Annotated in this window: 14 protein-coding genes; 5 read left to right on the top strand and 9 right to left on the bottom strand. The window is 45.4% G+C overall.

Going from position 1 to position 19,677, the window contains the following annotated elements; all coding sequences use genetic code 11:
- Positions 1-65: 65 nt before the first annotated feature.
- Positions 66-1,592, bottom strand: a complete 1,527-nt coding sequence (locus ACMXI2_RS11800) for a GNAT family N-acetyltransferase (protein ID WP_483781786.1) — start codon at positions 1,590-1,592, stop codon at positions 66-68.
- Positions 1,593-1,757: 165 nt separating this feature from the next.
- Here ACMXI2_RS11800 and ACMXI2_RS11795 point away from each other — a divergent pair, with 165 nt between their 5' ends.
- Positions 1,758-2,963 carry a glycosyltransferase gene (locus ACMXI2_RS11795; protein ID WP_483781785.1) on the top strand — a complete coding sequence of 402 codons (1,206 nt, stop codon included), beginning with the start codon at positions 1,758-1,760 and terminating at the stop codon, positions 2,961-2,963.
- 2 nt (positions 2,964-2,965) lie between these two features.
- Positions 2,966-3,580 carry an acyltransferase gene (locus ACMXI2_RS11790; protein WP_483781784.1) on the top strand — a complete coding sequence of 205 codons (615 nt, stop codon included), beginning with the start codon at positions 2,966-2,968 and terminating at the stop codon, positions 3,578-3,580.
- On the opposite strand, the gene ACMXI2_RS11785 is transcribed toward ACMXI2_RS11790, so the two are convergent.
- Positions 3,577-7,629, bottom strand: coding sequence for a PKD domain-containing protein (locus ACMXI2_RS11785; protein ID WP_483781783.1), 4,053 nt, complete (start codon positions 7,627-7,629; stop codon positions 3,577-3,579). The genes ACMXI2_RS11790 and ACMXI2_RS11785 overlap by 4 nt on opposite strands.
- Positions 7,630-8,107: 478 nt before the next feature.
- Here ACMXI2_RS11785 and ACMXI2_RS11780 point away from each other — a divergent pair, with 478 nt between their 5' ends.
- Both ACMXI2_RS11780 and ACMXI2_RS11775 read left to right on the top strand, forming a co-directional pair.
- The gene (locus tag ACMXI2_RS11780; RefSeq protein ID WP_483781782.1) at positions 8,108-9,448 is read left to right on the top strand and encodes a lipopolysaccharide biosynthesis protein; all 1,341 of its coding nucleotides are present in this window, start codon (positions 8,108-8,110) and stop codon (positions 9,446-9,448) included.
- A gap of 10 nt (positions 9,449-9,458) precedes the next feature.
- Positions 9,459-10,304, top strand: coding sequence for a beta-1,6-N-acetylglucosaminyltransferase (locus tag ACMXI2_RS11775; protein WP_483781781.1), 846 nt, complete (start codon positions 9,459-9,461; stop codon positions 10,302-10,304).
- A gap of 60 nt (positions 10,305-10,364) precedes the next feature.
- Here the strand turns inward: ACMXI2_RS11775 and ACMXI2_RS11770 are convergent, their stop codons facing one another.
- Genes ACMXI2_RS11770 through ACMXI2_RS11740 form a run of 7 tightly spaced genes read right to left on the bottom strand, consistent with a single transcriptional unit; the run spans position 10,365 to position 17,878 of the window.
- Entirely contained in the window at positions 10,365-11,135 is a 771-nt protein-coding gene (locus ACMXI2_RS11770; protein WP_483781780.1) for a class I SAM-dependent methyltransferase, read from the bottom strand.
- A gap of 21 nt (positions 11,136-11,156) precedes the next feature.
- Positions 11,157-12,287: a glycosyltransferase family 4 protein gene (locus ACMXI2_RS11765; RefSeq protein ID WP_483781779.1), complete on the bottom strand. Its 1,131-nt coding sequence runs from the start codon at positions 12,285-12,287 to the stop codon at positions 11,157-11,159.
- Position 12,288: 1 nt separating this feature from the next.
- A complete protein-coding gene (asnB, locus tag ACMXI2_RS11760) occupies positions 12,289-14,190 on the bottom strand; it encodes an asparagine synthase (glutamine-hydrolyzing) (protein ID WP_483781778.1) in 1,902 nt (633 codons plus the stop codon).
- Complete coding sequence (locus tag ACMXI2_RS11755) at positions 14,178-15,101, bottom strand: glycosyltransferase family 2 protein (RefSeq protein WP_483781777.1); 924 nt, start codon at positions 15,099-15,101, stop codon at positions 14,178-14,180. Before ACMXI2_RS11755 ends, asnB begins: the two co-directional genes overlap by 13 nt.
- On the bottom strand, positions 15,085-16,293 hold the full coding sequence (locus ACMXI2_RS11750; protein ID WP_483781776.1) for a glycosyltransferase family 2 protein: 1,209 nt from the start codon (positions 16,291-16,293) through the stop codon (positions 15,085-15,087). Before ACMXI2_RS11750 ends, ACMXI2_RS11755 begins: the two co-directional genes overlap by 17 nt.
- Positions 16,293-17,444, bottom strand: coding sequence for a sugar transferase (locus ACMXI2_RS11745; protein ID WP_483781775.1), 1,152 nt, complete (start codon positions 17,442-17,444; stop codon positions 16,293-16,295). Before ACMXI2_RS11745 ends, ACMXI2_RS11750 begins: the two co-directional genes overlap by 1 nt.
- Positions 17,445-17,485: 41 nt before the next feature.
- On the bottom strand, positions 17,486-17,878 hold the full coding sequence (locus ACMXI2_RS11740) for a response regulator (RefSeq protein WP_483781774.1): 393 nt from the start codon (positions 17,876-17,878) through the stop codon (positions 17,486-17,488).
- A gap of 424 nt (positions 17,879-18,302) precedes the next feature.
- Here ACMXI2_RS11740 and ACMXI2_RS11735 point away from each other — a divergent pair, with 424 nt between their 5' ends.
- Positions 18,303-19,487 (top strand): glycosyltransferase family 2 protein, encoded by a 1,185-nt coding sequence (locus ACMXI2_RS11735; protein ID WP_483781773.1) that lies wholly within the window; start codon positions 18,303-18,305, stop codon positions 19,485-19,487.
- The last annotated feature ends 190 nt before the right edge of the window (positions 19,488-19,677 follow it).

Genomic DNA, 19,677 nt, shown 5'->3' with positions numbered 1-19,677 from the left:
TATTTATTTTCAGACATCAAATTGTATTTATTTACAATTCGAAAAAATCCTCCTTATTTATATGTCTAGTTATGCTTTCTTTTATAACTCACTTCATACAAATCCCGCCGGATATCCTTTTTAGTTTGTACGCTTCCGAAGGCATGTAATTCTTTCAGCAATACCAGGTCCACGTCGGCAATAACCACCATTTCGGTGTTTGGCGTTGATTCTGCTTTTATACCGGTTACGGGAAACGCAAAATCCGACGGGGTAAACACGCAGGATTGCGCATACTGCAGGTCCATATTATTTACCTTCGGCAAATTACCGATACAGCCGGCTATGGCAACATAGCACTCATTTTCAACGGCCCTTGCCTGCGCGCAGAACCGCACCCTGTTATACGCATGCTGCGTATCGGTCATGAAGGGAACAAACAGGATCTGCATGCCCTGTTCCGCCAGGATACGGGAGGGTTCCGGGAACTCCACATCATAGCAGATCTGGATCCCTATTTTGCCGCAATCCGTATCAAACACCCTGATATCGCTTCCACCCTTGATTCCCCAGGCAGCCACCTCACCGGGGGTTGGATGAATCTTGATATATTGCTCGTACGTACCATCCCGGCGGCAGAGATATGAAATGTTGTAGAGTCCCTCATCGATCACAATGGGCATGCTGCCCGAAATGATATTTACATTATAGGCCACTGCATGCTGCTGGAATATTTCCCTTAACTGCTCTGTGTACTGGGCCACTCCCCTGATAGCCCCGGCGGGGTCCATCTGGTTGAACTCCTGCATCAGCGGAGAGTTGAAGAGTTCCGGGAAAACGACAAAGTCTGATCCATAGTCGCTTACCGCGTCAATGAAATACTCCACCTGTTGCAGGAAACCGTCGAGACTACCATAATCACGCATCTGCCATTGTACCAGCCCTATGCGTACCGTTGATTTGTTATACCGGATAGTATCCTGGTCCTTTTCATAATAGATATTGAACCACTGCAGCAGCGTGGCAAAGCCTTTGGAAGCCTCGTCGTTGGGCAGGTAATTCTTAAGAATCTTCTTTACGGTGAAGTCATTTGAAAACTGGAAGGTAAGCGTGGGATCATAAATTTCCCGGTCCTGTACCTTCTCGATATACTCCCTGGGCGACATCCGGTCGGAGAACTTTTCAAAATTGGGTATCCGTCCGCCGGCCACTATCCCTTGCAGGTTCAGTTGTTCGCAGAGATTTTTACGGGCATCATATAAGCGGCGGGCCAGTCTTTTCCCCCGATAGTCGGGATGTACGAAAACCTCGATTCCATACAACGTATCCCCTTTGGGGTTGTGCGTATTAAAAGTATAGTACCCGGTGATCTGCTCATAGGTATGACTATCTCCGAATTTTTCATAGTCCACTATAATAGCCAGCGCGCACCCTACTACTTTATCATTGACCGTAACGGCTATCTGCCCTTCCGGGAAAAGCGTAATGAGCCGCTGTATGGTTGGCTCCCGCCAGTAGCTGCCGGCCATATCGGCATAGGCAGACACCATAGATTCTTTAAGGTCCAGGTAATCCTCGACGGTCAATGTTCTTATTTCTACTGTTTCTGACATAGCCTCTTTTTTATAGAACGATTCTTATCGTAATACTTCAATAATATCGATTTTTTTTATTTACTTTGTATTTAAGTTATCAACTTCAATATTTAACCATCCCCAACGGCAGACCTGCACATTTAATTCAAGAAACCGTTATACATCATCTACACCTTTGCTATCGTGCCTTTAATTCAAAACAGAGATATCGTTGTAATAGGGCTGCAACAATGGTACACCACTATTGGAAGCAACTGTAAAAATATTGCGCTGGAATTTGCCCGGCATAACAGGGTATTATATATTAACGCTCCGCTGGACAGAAATACCCTTATGACGGGGAAAGAAGATCCACATGTGCAATACCAGCTGAATGCCATTCAGAAAAAAGTTCCTGCTATTGTTCCTATCAGTGACAACCTCTGGAACTATTATCCATCTGCCATACTGGAGTCTATTAACTGGCTCCCTTTCACACCAATATTTTCCTGGTTTAACAAGCGGAATAACAGAAAGTTTGCAGACAGTATTATGGAGGCTGTCCGGGAAATGAATTTCAAAGACATCATTTTATTTAATGATAATGACATCTTCCGGGGCTTCTATCTCAAAGAAATGCTACGGCCTTCCAGCTATGTATACTACAGCAGGGACTACCTCCTGGGCGTGCCTTACTGGAAAAAGCACGGGCTCCGGCTTGAGCCACAGCACATCGCCAAGGCCGATGCCGCGGTAGCCAATTCATTATATCTCAAAGAAATGCTGCAGCAGTATAACCCTTCCAGCTATTATGTTGGACAGGGATGTGACCTCCGGCTTTTTAATGCGGCCGACAAACATCCGGTTCCGGATGATGTGCCAACAGGAAAAGGCCCTGTCATTGGTTATGTGGGCGCGCTTAAATCACTTCGGCTGGATATCTCCGTTTTGGTAAAGATAGCCAGTGAAAGACCGGAATGGCAGCTGGTACTGGTTGGTCCGGAAGATGATGACTTCAAAGCCTCCGGACTACACCACCTTCCCAACGTTTATTTTACGGGGCATAAAGATCTCTCGCAGCTTCCTGCCTACGTGCAGTCTTTTGATGTATGCCTTAATCCACAGGTGATCAATGAAGTAACGGCAGGTAATTACCCGTTGAAAATTGACGAGTACCTTGCAATGGGTAAGCCGGTAGTAGCAACCGCCACTAAAACGATGGAGTTGTTCAGGGAACATGTTTACCTGGCAGCTACACCGGACGACTATGTTCCACTGATTGAAAAAGCACTGTCAGAAAACGCGGATCCGGGATTGGCCACTGAACGTATCCGCTTTGCAGGTACACATACCTGGGAGAATTCCGTTGCGGCCATTTATCAGGCGATCTTAAACTCCAGCGGTAATTGATTATGAGCATAAAAGACAAACTGAAACAACACCCGGGTTTGAAAAAACTGGCTCTGTACCTGCTGATGCCAAAGCATCAGGCACGTCCCCGGCTGTGGGTGCGGTTGTTTATCAACCCCTTCATTCATAAAAAGGGAAAAGGTTCCCTCATAAGAAGACGGACGCGGATGGATGTGTTGCCATTTAATACGTTTACCCTCGGAAGCTACTCCACGATAGAGGATTTTGCTACGGTGAATAATGGCATGGGGGCGGTGATCATTGGCAACCATGTAAGGATCGGGATAGGCAATGTGCTGATTGGCCCGGTTCGTATAGGCGACAATGTTATACTGGCGCAGAACATTGTATTATCCGGTTTGAATCATGGTTATAAAGATCCCGATGTTCCTATTGCGTTGCAGCCCTGCACTGTTGGAGAAATCGTTGTAGAAGCAGATTGCTGGATTGGGGCCAACAGCGTTATTACCGCAGGAGTAACCATAGGACGTCATTCAGTTGTGGCGGGCGGCAGTGTGGTTACCAAAGACGTTCCTCCTTTTACAATAGTGGCGGGCAACCCTGCCCGCCCTATACGTCAATATCAGCCATCCAGTGGTACCTGGGAAAAAATCTAGTTGCTTACTTTTATAAAACGCCCTTTCTTATTATAGCTGCTGTCTTCTGATTTCACATCCACTATAAAATGTCCGTTTGATAAATTGCTGATGTTCACTTCTGTCTGGAATGAATCCGGAGTAGTATACCTCAGTTGTTGCTGCATGCGGCCGTTCATGTCAAAAATCCTTACCTGCAAAGGCGTTCCACCGCTCCTGACAATCCGTAAGCGGATGTATTGCGTGGCCGGATTCGGGAATATACCCAATGAGTCTTCCGCATGAGTGACGATGTCGTTGCCAAGTACGGTTAAGTTAAAGGTAGTGGTAGCGGTACCGCCTCTGTCGTCCGTAACGGTAAGCCTGAACTGGTATTTACCGGCATTGAGGCTATTGATCAGTGTTTGTACCTGATCCGGGCTTTTTAAATTTGCGGTGGCGGGTCCTTCTACCTGTGACCATTCATACTTCACAATATTGCCATCGGGATCATAAGAAGAGCTGCCATCTGCGATGAATGAATTCATTGGTTGCTGAATGCTTCTGTCGCCCTGTGTTTGGGCTACCGGCGCCTTATTTTCCAGGGGCAATACGGTGATGTTTACTGAAGCGGCAGCGGTGGCGCCATTATTATCGGTTACCGTTAACCGGAATGTATAAGTTCCTGCCTGCAGATTGGTAACATTTGTTTTTGCGGCGTTGGCGGCGGAAAGGCTTCCCCCGGCAGGACCGGCGGTTTTCTCCCATAGCCAGGTAACTATTTGTCCGTCGGCATCACTGGAGGCGCTGCCATCCAGGGCGGCGCTGCTTACCGGCAGCTGGATCTGTATGTCATTGCCCGCAACGGCCACGGGCGGCTTATTAACGGCGGCTGCTGTTACTGTAATGTTTACAGTAGCTGTGCTGGTGGCGCCGTTATTATCTGTCACTGTTAACCGGAACGTATAAGTTCCTGCCTGCAGATTGGTAACATTTGTTTTTGCGGCATTGGCGGCGGAAAGGCTTCCCCCGGCAGGACCGGCGGTTTTCTCCCATAGCCAGGTAACTATTTGTCCGTCGGCATCGCTGGAGGCGCTGCCATCCAGGGCGGCGCTGTTTACCGGCAATTGAATCGGGATGTCATTGCCGGCATCTGCCACCGGCGATTGATTTGGTGCGGCCGCCAGTACCAGGACAGTTACGGTGGCGGTAGCGGTGGCGTTATTATTGTCGGTAACTGTAAGCTGATAGGTATATGTACCGGCAGACAGATTACTCACAGTTGTTTTGGCCGCTCCGGCACTTGCCAGGTCGCCACCTGCGGGACCGGCAGTTTTTTGCCACGACCAGCTAATGATCTGTCCATCCGTATCTGCGGAACTGCTGCCATCGAGCGCAGTAGTGTTTACCGGCAACTGGATCTGTATATTTTTCCCGGCATTGGCTACCGGCGGTTTATTGGCGGCGGCCAATACGGTAACGTTTACCGAAGCAGTATCCTTTGCACCTGCATTATCGGTGATGATGAGGCGATAAGTATAGTTGCCCGCCACCAGGTTGCTTACATTTGTTTTTGCAGCATTGGCGGCGGAAAGATCTCCCCCGGCGGGACCGGCAGTTTTTGTCCAGGCCCATGTAGTTATTTGTCCGTCGGCATCTGCAGAGGCGCTGCCGTCCAGCGAGGTACTGTTTACCGGCAACTGTACCTGGATATTGCTCCCCGCATTGGCCACCGGTGGCTTATTGGCAGCGGGTTTCACGGTAACGGTGATGCTGTCGCTATCTGTCAGCCCTTTATCATCGGTGATGGTTAAAGCATATACATAGGTTCCGGCGGTGAGACCCGTTACATTTGTTTTGATCACATTGGGGCTCACGATGGTTCCTGCGGCAGGGCCACTGATCTTCTTCCATGCATAGCTTTGAATGGTGCTGCCACCTGAAGCGGCAGACGAGGCGCCATCCAGCGTTACATAATCTATTGGCAAAGTAATGGTAACATCGCCGCCGGCATTTGAAACAGGCGGTGAGGTAGTACCGGTTTTCAACTCAAATGCACCTACATCAAATTTACTCTGCTGCGGCCGCGCGGTATTGTCGAAATCTGTTTTCAGGGTGAAGTCAGACATATCCCGGCCGGTGTTTACCGCTGTTGATGTGGACAACAGCCGGTAGTTTTTGGCGGCTCCGTCTACAAATTTAGCGGAGGCTACATCCGTATAACAGATGTTATTGCTGGCTGTTAGTTTAATAGGCAGATCCCCTTTAATATACATCCCCTTTGAAGGATAATCGTAGGCTGTTCCTGTTTGCACCAGCAGGTTGTTATACACCTGGTGCCCGATGGGTGTCTGGTAGGCAAATATTTTTATGCCATTCTTACCCGCGTCTGTATTAACGATGGTGTTATTATAGATAATAGCGGCAGGCGGAGGAAATACATCGGGGGTAGTGTTGTCCGGTATCTTATCTGCCACATTAATCCCTTCATAAAAGATATCAGAGATCACGTTGTTATATATCTCGCTTACTCCGGAACCGAAAACGGTCACCGCAGGCATATAGCCGGTGGTGATAGTGTTATTATAAACTTTCAGGCTGGAGCCGGAACCAATGAGGATGCCATAACCATGTGCGGAGTTCTTTGACATGGCGTAGTTTACTAACCGGTTATTGAATACGCGGTTGTCGCCATTTTTAGTCATCGAGATCTGTAATCCGTCGCTGCCAATATTTTCCAGGTCGTTGTCGTATACCCAAAGGTTTTCAATCCAGTGCGACTTCATATCAACACAGGTGCCTTCCGTCCAGTAATAGTGTGTGTTACCGATATAGAAACCTTCGCCGGTAGAGTTGCGGCATTTAATGTGATGGAGTTTCACATTCTTCATGACAAAGCTGCCTTCCAGGTATTGCGGCTGCGCACAGGTTTGCAGGGTTTTAGCCTGTAACAGGATATTGCCGTCATGGATGTAGATATTATGTACATCAAAATCGGAAGCGCCTACACCCAGTGTAAGACCGAATATTTTAAGGCCCGAAATGTTTGTACCATTCAGGTCAAAACCAAATTCATAATTTTTGTCCCCGCTTCCGCTTATCTCCACAAACCGGCAGGTGGGTGCATTAAACACCGCTGCAGTGCCCTGGTTCTTTACCCCGAGCTTTACCTGTCCGCCGCAGTTGATGATGACAATAGGTTTGGCCGCTGTTCCGGTCAGGTTACCGAGATGCAGATATTCATATTCTCCTGCAGGAATACATAACGTGTCACCGGGACTTACGTTAAATGTTTTCATGGCATCCGGATAATATATTTCTGCGCGACCGTTGGCGGTGTTGCTCATTGGCACTACGATACGCTTTCCTCCTGTAACGGGTGGCGGTGTTACGGTTCCGCCCTGTGTATACTGAAGCATCCACTCATACATATTTTTGCCATCTTCCTTTGTGGCAGGATCATAGGCTTTGGTCCATGCATCGTGCGAAGTGGAGCTATAAATAGACAATTTAGCCAGCGGATTGGGAGCCGGCACGGTGGCGTTAATATATTTTACCCAGTTCTTTGAATAATCGGAAGGTACGGTGGGATCGCCATCGTTATGGGATGCCCATACAGGCGTATTATTGGAGGCCACTACGCCGGCATAGGCAGTGGTGGGTGGATACATGCCGCAAACAACTGCTGCTGCTGCAAATGCTTTTGCTTTTGTTTTATCTTCACAGAGTGCACCCCATGTTAATCCGCCTCCCATACTCAAGCCTGTGATGTAAATGCGGGAGGGATCAATATCATATTTTGTAAGAAGATAATTTTTAAACAGCGTTACATCTCCGGAACCCGGCCATGTATTAAACTGAGGGGATATTACTATAAATGAAAAAGTTTGATTGTTTACAGTGAATGTGGTGGGAAATTTACCATCATTGATTACCCGGGGAAGACCATTTCTTAGCACTGAAGATAACGGAGAACCATAGCTGGCCAGTTCGCCGTTGCCATGAAAGAAAATGATCAGGGGATATTTCTTACCGTTTCCGGGGGTATAGCCCGCGGGAAGGTATTCATAGAAACCTTTGATATTGGACATGGTAGGATCACTGAAAGAACGCGCTGTCTGAACCTGGCCGAAAACAGGGACTAATCCAATACAGGATACTAACAATATAGCAGCGCCTAGCCTATAAATACTGCGGCAAAAAAATTGCCTTAGCAATAGCAGATGGTTTATCATAAAAATATATGGCTTGTGCAATGGTTTTTAAAAGTCTATCCTCATAGTCAATACTTAAAAGTTCCCGGAAAAAGGGTTTTTATTACTGCAAAGAAAGCTTTTTTTTAATTCACATAATGAAAAAAAATAACATATATCACGACAATAAATAAAGTATAAATATTTTATATCTATATTTATTTGTCTATTTTCAATCTATCCTCCATTGTGATGCTAATAATTCTAAATAAAAAAACTATCTTTGTCCTTCTGGACATGAATATTCCTCCTTTTTTAACCTCATCCTGTAAAAAGACCATTGTTTTTCATACAATTTGACTGTAATTAATGGTTCATGGCATTTAGACTTTTAGCTGTTGTCCGTAACAGGCATTTCCATTCTCTTCTTGGAAATGTAATAATGGCTTTTTTCAACGTACTTTCCTTTGCATTACTGGTTAGGATGCTTTCCCTGAGCGCCTTTGGGGAATGGGTATTATTTCTGGCCACTTATAATATCCTGGATCAGATACGCACAGCCATGCTGCAATCCGGCATTATTAAGTTCAGCGCAGGAACAGATATTGCTATCAGCAGGCAGGTAACAGGAGCCGCCTGGTATATTTCCCTGTTGCTCACCTTTTCTTTTATCCTGCTTTCCTTCCTGGTATATGCGGTAGCCTATCCCTATTTCAGCGCCACGTGGCATTTCTTCCTGGGCTGGCTCGGAATTATGACTTTATTTTCGCTGCCTTTTAACTTTGCCACCTGGGTGTTGCAGGCAGCGCACAGGTTTGATAAAATTGTACAGATACGCATGCTCCAGAACGGGTCCTTCCTGGTTTTGCTCGGCGCCCTGTTCTTCTTGAAACAGGTAACACTGCACAATGTATTATATACTTATTCGCTGTCGCTGCTGATCACCAGCATTTACTGCATGGTATTCCGGTGGACGGCCCTGACTACTATGGCTGCCAGAACAAAGGCCCAGGCAATAGCATTGTATCATTACGGCCGGTTGATAGTAGGTAGTATGGTTTCTTCTGCCTTCCTGAATTACTCCGATAACCTGGTACTCAGAACAATGCTTAATCCCGCTGCCGTAGCGGTTTACAGCATCCCGCAGAAATTCATGGAGGTGATTGAAATTATATTGAGAAGTTTTGTGGCTACTTCACAACCTACTATTTCTGCTGCCGCCAACCGGAACGACTGGAAAGAAGTATCCCGTGCTTTTTGCAGGTACACCGGTACTGTTACAATTCTTATTCTTCCTTTTGTGATCGGACTGCTTTTATTTACCAAACCCCTGATCCTTTTACTCGCCGCAAAGGCTTATCTGCCGGCTACAGATATTGTACGGATATTCCTGCTTTCGGCGATCCTCTATCCTATCGACCGGTTTATCGGGGTTACGTTGGATATGATCAATAAACCGCTGATCAATTTCTACAAAAATCTTATTAAACTGATACTGAATATTGTGCTGGATGTTGTACTGGTATTGCTTTTTGCAGATATCCGCGCAGTGGCTATCGCTTCTTCCCTGAATCTTTTATTTGCAGTAATCTTCGGATATATTTTCCTGCGGCGTTATCTTCCCACTGTGAACCTGAAAAGCATATGGCGTTATGGCTGGCTTGAATGCAAAATATTATTATCAAAAATAAAACTGTTCCGTTTACAGTATAAATAATCTTCAGTTTATGAAACTCGCTTTTATTATACTGAGTCATAAAAATCCGGCGCAATTATGCCGGTTGCTGAACAGACTGCAACATCCTGCTATTGATTGCTATATACACCTCGATGCCAAGTCTGATATCAATAAATGGCAGGAGGCGATGAATATGCCGCAGGTATATTTTATTGAGAAACGGGTAGATGTTACCTGGGCGGGATATGGAACGATACAGGCAGCATTGAATGGAATTGAATTTATTGCCGGTTCGGGTAACCGATATGGATTTATTCACCTCATCAGTGCCCAGGATTATCCGCTTACAGATATGAATGTGTACTATGAGTTTTTCAACGCTCATGCAGGACAGCAATTCCTGGATCTGCTTCCTGCTCAGGAACTGAAAAAGATGATGCCCAAAATTACCTCCTGGCATTTTGAAGATCTGCGGCTGCCGGGGAAATACCGGATCACTGCGTGGATCAACAAAATATTACCTCAAAGACGCCACCCGCTGAACCTGGAGGTGTATGGAGGATCGCTCTGGTGGAGCCTCACGCAGGAATGCGCCGAGTGGTGCCTGCATTATATCCAGGATCACCCGGAACTGGAGCGCTTTTACAAATATACCTGGGGAGGAGATGAATTTATTTTCCAGACCGTTATCATGAACGGGCCTTTTAAAAACAGTGTACAGAATAATTACCAGCGGTATATCGACTGGTCCGAAGGGCATGCGCATCCTAAAACATTTGCCATGAGCGACCTTTTTGCTATACTGCAGTCAGGCAAATTACTGGCCCGCAAATTTGATATGGATAAAACGCCGGAACTACTGGATAAGATAGATGCGGCGGCCAATCGCCGATAAAAAAAGAGAAGGCTGGTCACCGTGAGCAGCCTTCTTCTTTTTTGTACCAACATTCAAAAATCAACCGGCACTTTTTCTCCATAAGGTGTTAAAGCCACCGGTAAAATTGTAAGGCAATATTTCTGCTACCTGGCAATCGAGGGTTTGCAGGAATTTAAGTCGCTTTGTAAGCAGGGAAAAAGGAAATACATCTTCTACAAAATTCGTTTTCGCAAACCTCACTATTTTGAAATCGCTCGCCTGCGCCAGGTCCTGTAAGTCTTTACGCGTAAAGAACTGTACGTGATCCAGGTTATCTGCCTGGGATTGTGCGGTGGTTCCTTTAAACCCAAGCGCGCTTTTTACTTTATTAATGTTCTTCCATAAAACCGGGTTGTTGCGTGCTTTGAGCATGGGTCTTGTTACACACAATTCCCTGGGGCCGTTACCATTGGGAACGGTTACTATCAGCAAGCCATCGTCTTTCAATGATGCGTGGATCGTGTTCAGCAGCAGTTGCGGCTGATCCAGGTGCTCCAAAACTTCGCTGCATATTACGGCATCATAGGTTTCGCCCTGGGCAGTAAGCGCTTCTGCGCTGATGGCCGCAAACTTCACATTGGGATACGTATTGCGTTGCTGGGCAACAGCAATGGTTTTCTCGCTGATATCTATCCCCAGCACTTCGTAGCCAAACTGCCCGAGATGCCGGCTGATAACGCCATTACCACATCCTACATCCAATACCCGGCCTCCATCGGGAATATTACTCTTCAGACTATCCGTTATAAAATTGAGTCTCTTTATATCGGTGATCCGATCATATTCGTAGGTGATTACGGTTTTTGTCATATTGAAATTGATAAAATGTTATTATTTACAAAGCTCTTGATATACCGCCGCAATTTTCTCCGTCATGCCAGCCACATTGAAATTCGCCGCGATGGCAGCTTTAGCATTATTTTGTAAGGTAGTCCTTAATGTATGATCCTTTGCCACCCTTACAATGGCAGCAGCCAGTGCTGCAGGATTGCCTGATGGCACCAGCAGCCCGTTCTCGCCATCTTTCACCGCTTCTTTTGTACCGTCTACATCGCTGGCAATAACGGCTTTCCCCATTGCCATTGCTTCCAGTACCCCGATGGGGAAGCCTTCCCATAAAGAGGGCAAACAATAAATGTCTCCTGCGTGAAGCACTGCGGGTACATCCTGGCGGAAGCCCGCGAATGTTACCTGATTTTCCACACCTGCATCAGCAGCTGCACTTACCGCGGCTGCCATCAGCTCCCCGTCTCCTATCATCAGCAAGTGCAATTCCGGCGCCTGTTGCAGCGCTGCTGCAAAACCCCTGACCATACACACCGGGTCTTTCTGATAAGTCATACGCGCAATAAAACAGATCAGGAGCTTATTTTCCGGGATGCCATATTCTGCCCGCAAATCCGGGTATTGCTGATCCGGATTAAACTTCTGCAGGTTTACACCGTTTCGTACCACGATACCGGTAAAGTCCTTAAATGCTTTGATACCCGTTTGCCGGTTAGATTCCGACACGCAAATATTTACCTGTGTTTTACCCGTAATAAATTTTTCGGCGGCAATGCGCAGGCGTTTGGCCAGCGGATGTAACCCGTCATGAAAAGACCAGCCATGAATAGTGTATACCACCGGTAAACCCAGGCGGCGTGCGGCCCATAACACATTTGTGTTTGCGCGGGTACCATGCACATGTACAATATCTATCTGCTGGTCCTGCATGAATTTTTTTACTTTTTTCCAGACGCTGATATCAAATGCTTTCTCACTTTCGATCACAAACACGGGAATATCCATTTTCTGTAAAGCCGTTATCATTGGGCCTTCTGTAAAAGAAAGCACGATGGGATCAAATGCGGATTTATCCAGCGAGGCCACCAGGTCCAGTACGTGACTCTCTCCCCCGCCAATTTTACCCTGGCGGATAGTTTCAAGCACCCGTGTTCTACCATTTGTTTTGCCCATCATACTACAATTTTTCTATCCAGCGGCTATACCATAATTGGAAAACCAGCATATTCCATAGCTTCTGATGACTCACCCTGCCTCCCGACAAATAAGTTTCCAATAAACCCTCTACGTGAGGTACATTGAAAAGCCCTGATTTTGCAAGGCGCTCACCCGAAAGATAATATTGCATCTGCTCTTTCAGCTCATCTTTAAACCATTCCTGCAAAGGAGCAATGAAAGGTCTTTTCGGACGTTCCATTAAGGTTTTGGGGATATACTTATGCACAATGGTTTTCAGTATATATTTATTGATGCCATCTTTTACTTTCAGGCTGGCGGGCACCTTCGCAAGAAACTCCACCAAACGGTGATCCAGCATAGGTTCCCGTCCTTCAATACTCACCGACATCGTCGCCCTGTCTACCTTTACCAGGTTGTTATCTACCAGGAAAGTTTTATAATCCACCGCCAGCAACCTGTTCAGCGGATCATTCATATTGTCCAGCTCCCCGTTCATATCGAAGTTGGTTTTATAACCATCTGCGGGAACTGCGGTATAATAGTTTACTTCGTTTTCTGTCAGGTACTGACTGATATATTTAAGCGCATGCTGCGGCTTTCCGCTGGCCCATATCAGTTTCATTTTTTCATACCGGGAAGCAAAATTATATTGCTTGTTAAAGTAAGGAATAATTTCCGGCGACACCACAGACATCGCAGCACTGAGTGTACGCTGTATAGGTTTTGGAAAACTTCCCGTATAACGGAGCGACTGGTTAAACTTGTTATACCCGGCAAACACCTCGTCTCCCCCATCAGCAGAGAGCACTACTTTTACTTCCTTGCTGGCAAACCTGCTGACCAGCGTAGTAGGTACGGTAGAATTATCTGCAAATGGTTCATCATATATTTCCGGTAAATGATGTAATACCTCTTTGGCTTCGTTAGGACCTACTATCCATTCATGATGCTCCGTACCCAGGTGCATGGCAATTTTTTTCGCTTCCCTTGATTCGTCCCACTGTGGCTCTTTATAGCCAATGGTGAAGGTTTTGATGCGACTGGAAGTATTGGACTGTAACAGTGCGGCAACGCTGGCGCTGTCGTATCCCCCGCTTAGGAAAACCCCTACCGGCACATCAGATACCATGCGGTAACCGTAGGCGCTGTGCATCAGTTCTTCCGTATGCTTGATCACATCGTGTTCAGACAACCCGGTAAGCGGTTGACGATAGGCATCCAGTACATTCCAGTATTGAACTTCCCGGATCGAAGTATCCCGGAGCGATAACTTCAGGAGATGCCCCGGTTTCAGCTTATGGGTGTTCCTGTAAATAGTGTACGGCGCCGGAATGTAGCTGTACTGGAGGAACAGCGACAAACTCTTCTCATCAATTTCTTTCCGGAATGCCGGATGTTCACAAATTCCTTTTAACTCTGATGCAAAAAGCAACGTGCGGTCATGCCAGTAATAGTATAAAGGCTTAACACCAGCGCGATCGCGGAAAAGAGTTACTTCTTCTGCGGTGCGGTCATAAATAACAAAGGCAAACATACCGATGCATTTATCCAGGATCTTTTCCTTCCATTGTGCATAGCCTTTCAGCAATACCTCTGTATCTGCACCGGAATGAAAGTGGTGACCCAGCTTTTCCAGTTCTGCGCGGATCTCTTTAAAGTTATATATCTCTCCATTGAAAATGATGGAATACTGTTCATAGTGCATTGGCTGGTGCCCGGACTTCGAGAGATCCAGGATCGATAAACGCCGCTGACCGAGGCCAACAGATGCCTGTGGATGTTCGTACACTTCATAGCCGGCATCATTGGGCCCGCGGTGTGCCATCACATCTGTCATGCTACGCAGGATGTCTGCGTCTGATTTTTGGGTAAAATCAATAAACCCTGCTATGCCACACATATGTTATCTGGTTTAGGGTGTTTAAGATTCCAGAAAATTCCCTTCCAGAATGCATTCATATGAACCGATTCCCTTTTTAATAAAAACTGAAGGGTATTTTTGGGAATGGTGAGAAAAATAAAATACAGCATGAAAAACATCCTGGCGGGAAGCTTTACATTCCGGCGCATGAATAATATCCTGTTACGTGTAATATAATACGTTTTCAACGGGCTGTTCTTACCGGTGGTCATGGACTCCTTGTGATAGATCAGCGATTTGTACTGATAGTATATTTTATATCCCTGGCGTTTGAATTGTTCGCACCAGTCGAATTCTTCATAATACAGAAAATATACTTCCGGCATCAGGCCCACCTTTGCAAGGGCGCGGGCAGATACCATCATAGCGCCGCCGTGCGCGTAATGCGTTTCCGATATAGTATCGTACTGACCCTTATCTTCTTCCCGGCAACCAATCATACTGTTTCTTCCGGTGAGTGTATCCACGGCTTTATACCCGGCATACTCTATCGTTCCTTTCTGAAAAAAATAATGGAACTTGGGGCTTACCACACCGGCATCCGGATGTTTGGCAAATACTTCCAGCAAGCCTTCTATCAGTCCTTCGGTAAATTCTGTATCATTATTCACCAGGAAAAGATATTCACCGGTGGCGGCTTTGATACCGAGATTATTTCCTCCCGCAAAACCCAGGTTACTTTTACTTTCGATGACAGTAGCAGACGGGTACTCATTCTTTATTGCCGGAACCGGGCTTTCTGCAGAGGCATTATCCACTACAATGATCTCCAGGTTCGGATAGCTGATCCTGTTAAGGGAAGCCATGAGCTCCACGGTTACCTTAGTATTGTTAAAGTTAACGGTTATAATCGATACCAGTGGATAATATGTATTACTTTCTGGCTGCATCTAATAAAGGATTATCAATACCTGTTTGGGTATGAGTAGTATGTATAAAGGTTTTATCTGCTCCTTTCAGGCGGAATAACAATAATATCATGATGCCAACAGCGCGTGGTAAGGTGAACACTGCGGTAAAAAGATATTTTGTAAAGAATTTCCCCGGAATAGGTAACAAAAGACTAAGTATATTCAGTATAAACAAGGCTATCCACCAATAAACAGAAACGGGTATAAAACGTTCCAGCAGGAAGGCCAGCGCTGTGCAAACCGTTAATGCTGCCAGCAAGAGCATCCGCGGCAACAGTGCATTCTGGCACACAGCAAGATTGAAATAATTGACATCGCCTTTGAATAATGCCGACCATCCTTTACTCCAGAATGTGCGCAGATATACCAGCTGACTCGACATCCAGCGCTTCCGCTGATTTTCAAACACCGCCGCATGCGTAATCTTTTCATCATACACGTAGGCGTCTTCCAGGTATAAAATGCTGTGTCCTTTTGAGATCACCAGCAATTGGAGTACCTTATCAAATCCACCGGTAGCCTGTATTTCACTAAGGATCTGTTTGATGAGGGGGTAGTGAAAAGCCATACCCGAACCAATGACCGAAGAAGACAATCCAAGCGCATTGGCGCCTTTGCGGTAAAGGTGATTGGCAATGATTTCATTGGCAGCATCCAGGACGGCAAAAGGAGTGTTCAGATTTTTGGCCACTCTTTGTCCCTGGATGGCGTAATGCCCCTGCTGATAAGCGTGATTGATTTTTAAAAGGAAATCTGCTTCCAGCATGTTATCTGCATCACAGATAAGGGCCAGGTCATAATTATCTCCCAACCTTTCAAAAGCGGTATTCAGCGATTTAGCTTTGGTACTTTTATCAAACTTAACAGCTATCACATTCACGCCTGTTGCTGTCAGTTCCTCCATCGTCCGTGGCTGCAGTGAATCCGCAATTACCACTACTTCAAACTGTTTTAATGGATAACGCAGGCGGTTATAACTATTTACAGTAGATAAAATAATACTGTCTTCCTTATATGCCGGGATGAGGATTGCAATCCTCGCATAGTTAACAGTTTCCTCATATGCAATCTTTTTTTTCCGGCTCAAACGGCCGGCTATGGCTAACAACAGATTGTACAATACACAACCGGCCAGGTAAACAAACAGTATTACTTCTATAATTGTTATCATTATACATTATCTTTTTGTACAAGCGCGAATGGCGTACTTGCCATCAGCCACATATCATACCTGAGCGAGCGTTTATGGGCATAATTAATATCCAGGTCGATCCTTTCTTTTACGGACATATCTTTCTTTCCTCTTTTACTAACCTGCCACAAACCTGTGATACCGGCCGGAGCGAGAAATCTTTCCACCCATTCGTCTGTAGTAAGCGTGGTAGCTTCATACAAAGGTAAGGGACGATTACCCACCAGCGACATATCTCCTTTCAGTACATTCAGCAGTTGCGGAATTTCATCCAGGCTGGTGTTACGGAGGAAGCTGCCGAGTTTGGTTACCCGCGGATCGTTGGATACTTTTATAAAAACAGGGCCGTCTGTTTGTCCGTCGTACTGATTCAGGTGTTTAATTTTATCCAGCTGCTTGTCCGCATCGGGTATCATTGTGCGGAACTTGTAGAATTTGAAGACGCGGTAATTTCTACCGGCACGTTTGGCAGCGTAAAACACCGGGCCTTTGGATTCCATCCTGATCAATACTGCGATAGCCAGCAACACGGGGCTCAGCAATATCAGACCACTGCCAGCCAAAGCCACATCGAGTGTACGTTTCAGGAAATTACTGTAGAACTTACGGGTATATAACCGGGTGCGGAGGCTGCTGCTTTTATATACCGGGAACGTGCGCATACGTTTGAACTTGCTCACGATGGCGATTTTGTTACCCAGTACATGCCATGCGTCTATTGTGATGACATCATCAATAAAGGAATGCCTGGTCACCAGTGATTTCAGTTCATCAAATCCTTTTTCTGTGTATACAAAAAAGGGAATGGAGCAAAGAAACTGGTGTGTTTTAAAATAGGCCTCCCATTCTGAAAGGGCCGATTCATAGGCACTGTCGAACCGGTAAATAATTGCTGCAGGCACTTTCTTAAAAACGTGCTGTAACTGGCTGATTACTTTTTGCGCATCCTCTACGTTCTCTGTCACTATGCATCTGAACTGATTGTTTTCAGTCAGCATTCCTTTATGTGGAGCGCCAACAAAAAGCAAAATACTTTCAGCGTCCGGCAGTTTGTAAAACAAGGAGCTTTTACCGGTATCTATTCCTCTGATGCTTTCTACTTGCAGTAAGTTATGAGTAAAGGTATCCATCGGTTAAAAATTAGTAGTGTATTCGTAGGTTACAATGACATTTATACAGCAGCAACACTCAATTGTTTTTCCAGTATATAATCTACTTTGTTTAACAATTGCATCGGGTCGAAGGGCTTTTGCAGCACTTCTCTCACATTATTATATTTTGTTGAAAGATCATTTATTTTTTCGGGGTAGAATCCTGAAAGCACCACTACCGGCGTATCCTGGTAGAGATAGCTGCCTGACAGGTAGTCCAGCAATTCCCAGCCGTCGATATTCGGCATCTGCAGATCAGTGATGATCAGATCCGCTTTGTTTCCTTTCAGCAACCAGGTAATAGCTACCAGCCCATCCTGTGCGGAAACCACCGAATATTCTTTTCCTAAAACTGCCTCCAGCAAATAACGCATCGGCATACTATCGTCAATTATCAAAATTTTCTTTTTCATTTATACCTTCTTTACAAACAATTATTAAAAATCGTTAATCTGGGACATGCAAAAAATACGCAAGCTCCCGAAGGCCTTTGATGGGATGTGGTCAATTATTAGTCAGGTAAATTACCTTCTGCGGTTTTAACATGGGGGATATGAGAGAGGAAAGATGGTTTTTACATTTTTGTTGTTCGTTACCAGATCCGTTATCTGATGAACATGAAGCAAAAGTATTATTTTCAGGATATCATAGATACTTTTTTTGGTAAACGACTTAATTTGGAGGGTAAGTGTTACTATTTTTACTGTAAACGGTCGGAATGATGTCAATAAAACGATATGAAACAACGATCTAATATAAAAATACAATTGCGTATGATGCAAATTGTGATACTTTTGCAGTGAAAACATACGTGTCCCCATAAATGTATTGTCCTCTATGTCAATTTTGTCTGTGATTTTCTGGTTAAGTATTTTTATTGTATGCTATAGTTACGTAGGATATGGTTTGCTCCTTTATCTTGTAATCCGCGTCAAACGGCTATTACAGGGCAAACCATCCAGAGCGGCGGCTCCTTTTGTACCGGATGTTACTTTCCTGGTAGCTGCTTATAATGAGGAAGATTTTATTGCGGAAAAGATAGCCAATAGCCTGTCAATGGATTACCCCGCCGCGAAAATACAGTTCATTTTTGTTACAGATGGTTCTTCCGATAACACCAATGAGATCATTTCGCAGCATCCCCGGATCACTTTATTGTATGATCCGCAGCGCAAAGGAAAAATGGCCGCAGTAAACCGTGCAATGGCAACTGTTACCACTCCGTTTGTGGTGTTGTCTGATGCCAATACCCTGCTGAACCCTGCAGCCGTATCCCTGCTCATGCAACATTTTGCAGATGACCAGGTGGGCGTGGTTGCCGGAGAAAAGAAAGTGATGGCTACCACCGGTGGCGCCGAAGCGGAGGGCGAGGGCATGTACTGGAAATATGAATCATTGCTAAAAAGATGGGATGCAGAACTGTATAGCGTGATGGGCGCCGCCGGCGAGCTGATAGCTATCCGTACTGCACTCTATGAACAGCCACAGGAAGATACCATACTGGATGATTTCATGATTTCGTTCAAAATTAACATGAAAGGTTACCGGGTAATGTATGAACCCGCTGCTTATGCAATGGAAACCTCGTCGGCCTCCCTCCAGGAAGAGTATAAGCGCAAGGTAAGGATCAGTGCAGGCGGTTTTCAGTCGATGGGCCGGTTACTTCCGCTATTAAATCCTTTCAGATACCCCAAAATTACCTGGCAGTATGTTTCCCACCGGGTGCTGCGCTGGACGCTTGCACCCTTATCCCTGCTACTGGCGCTGGTTTCCAATATTCTTCTTATCCTGTTAAATGGTGGTATTATATATATAATCGCCGGCGTATTACAGCTGCTCTTCTATATGGCCGCATTTACCGGTTACTTACTTGCCCAAAAACAGATCAAAGCCAAATATTTCTATATCCCTTTTTACTTTGTATTCATGAACGTAGCTGTTTACATCGGTTGCATCCGCTTCTTCAGGAAACGGCAATCTGCTGTATGGGAACGCGCACAACGTAGTATTGCCGTTCAATAGTGAGACCGCCGGTTTATTTCACCCGATAAAAATTTGCGTTTACCAGCAAAAAGACGCCGTTTGCAAAAAAAAACCTAATATATAGCTACAGTTATTTACTTTAGCGGTGAATATATAAAACCAATTGTAGAATCATTTTTGTCACAAATGAGCTGAGAATACAAATACACCATCAGTGAATTGATGATTT

This window comes from Chitinophaga sp. G7 BAM 1005 (genome assembly GCF_057126945.1).
Note: the sequence above shows the minus strand (reverse complement) of the source record. Positions and strands in the feature narration are given on the sequence as shown.

Excerpts from the sequence above, each read along its gene's own strand:
- ACMXI2_RS11800 (WP_483781786.1), bottom strand. The coding sequence starts at position 1,592 with ATGTCAGAAACAGTAGAAATAAGAACATTGACCGTCGAGGATTACCTG.
- ACMXI2_RS11790 (WP_483781784.1), top strand. The coding sequence starts at position 2,966 with ATGAGCATAAAAGACAAACTGAAACAACACCCGGGTTTGAAAAAACTG.
- ACMXI2_RS11785 (WP_483781783.1), bottom strand. The coding sequence starts at position 7,629 with ATGTCCAATATCAAAGGTTTCTATGAATACCTTCCCGCGGGCTATACC.
- ACMXI2_RS11780 (WP_483781782.1), top strand. The coding sequence starts at position 8,108 with ATGGCATTTAGACTTTTAGCTGTTGTCCGTAACAGGCATTTCCATTCT.
- ACMXI2_RS11775 (WP_483781781.1), top strand. The coding sequence starts at position 9,459 with ATGAAACTCGCTTTTATTATACTGAGTCATAAAAATCCGGCGCAATTA.
- ACMXI2_RS11770 (WP_483781780.1), bottom strand. The coding sequence starts at position 11,135 with ATGACAAAAACCGTAATCACCTACGAATATGATCGGATCACCGATATA.
- ACMXI2_RS11765 (WP_483781779.1), bottom strand. The coding sequence starts at position 12,287 with ATGATGGGCAAAACAAATGGTAGAACACGGGTGCTTGAAACTATCCGC.
- asnB (WP_483781778.1), bottom strand. The coding sequence starts at position 14,190 with ATGTGTGGCATAGCAGGGTTTATTGATTTTACCCAAAAATCAGACGCA.
- ACMXI2_RS11755 (WP_483781777.1), bottom strand. The coding sequence starts at position 15,101 with ATGCAGCCAGAAAGTAATACATATTATCCACTGGTATCGATTATAACC.
- ACMXI2_RS11750 (WP_483781776.1), bottom strand. The coding sequence starts at position 16,293 with ATGATAACAATTATAGAAGTAATACTGTTTGTTTACCTGGCCGGTTGT.
- ACMXI2_RS11745 (WP_483781775.1), bottom strand. The coding sequence starts at position 17,444 with ATGGATACCTTTACTCATAACTTACTGCAAGTAGAAAGCATCAGAGGA.
- ACMXI2_RS11740 (WP_483781774.1), bottom strand. The coding sequence starts at position 17,878 with ATGAAAAAGAAAATTTTGATAATTGACGATAGTATGCCGATGCGTTAT.
- ACMXI2_RS11735 (WP_483781773.1), top strand. The coding sequence starts at position 18,303 with ATGTCAATTTTGTCTGTGATTTTCTGGTTAAGTATTTTTATTGTATGC.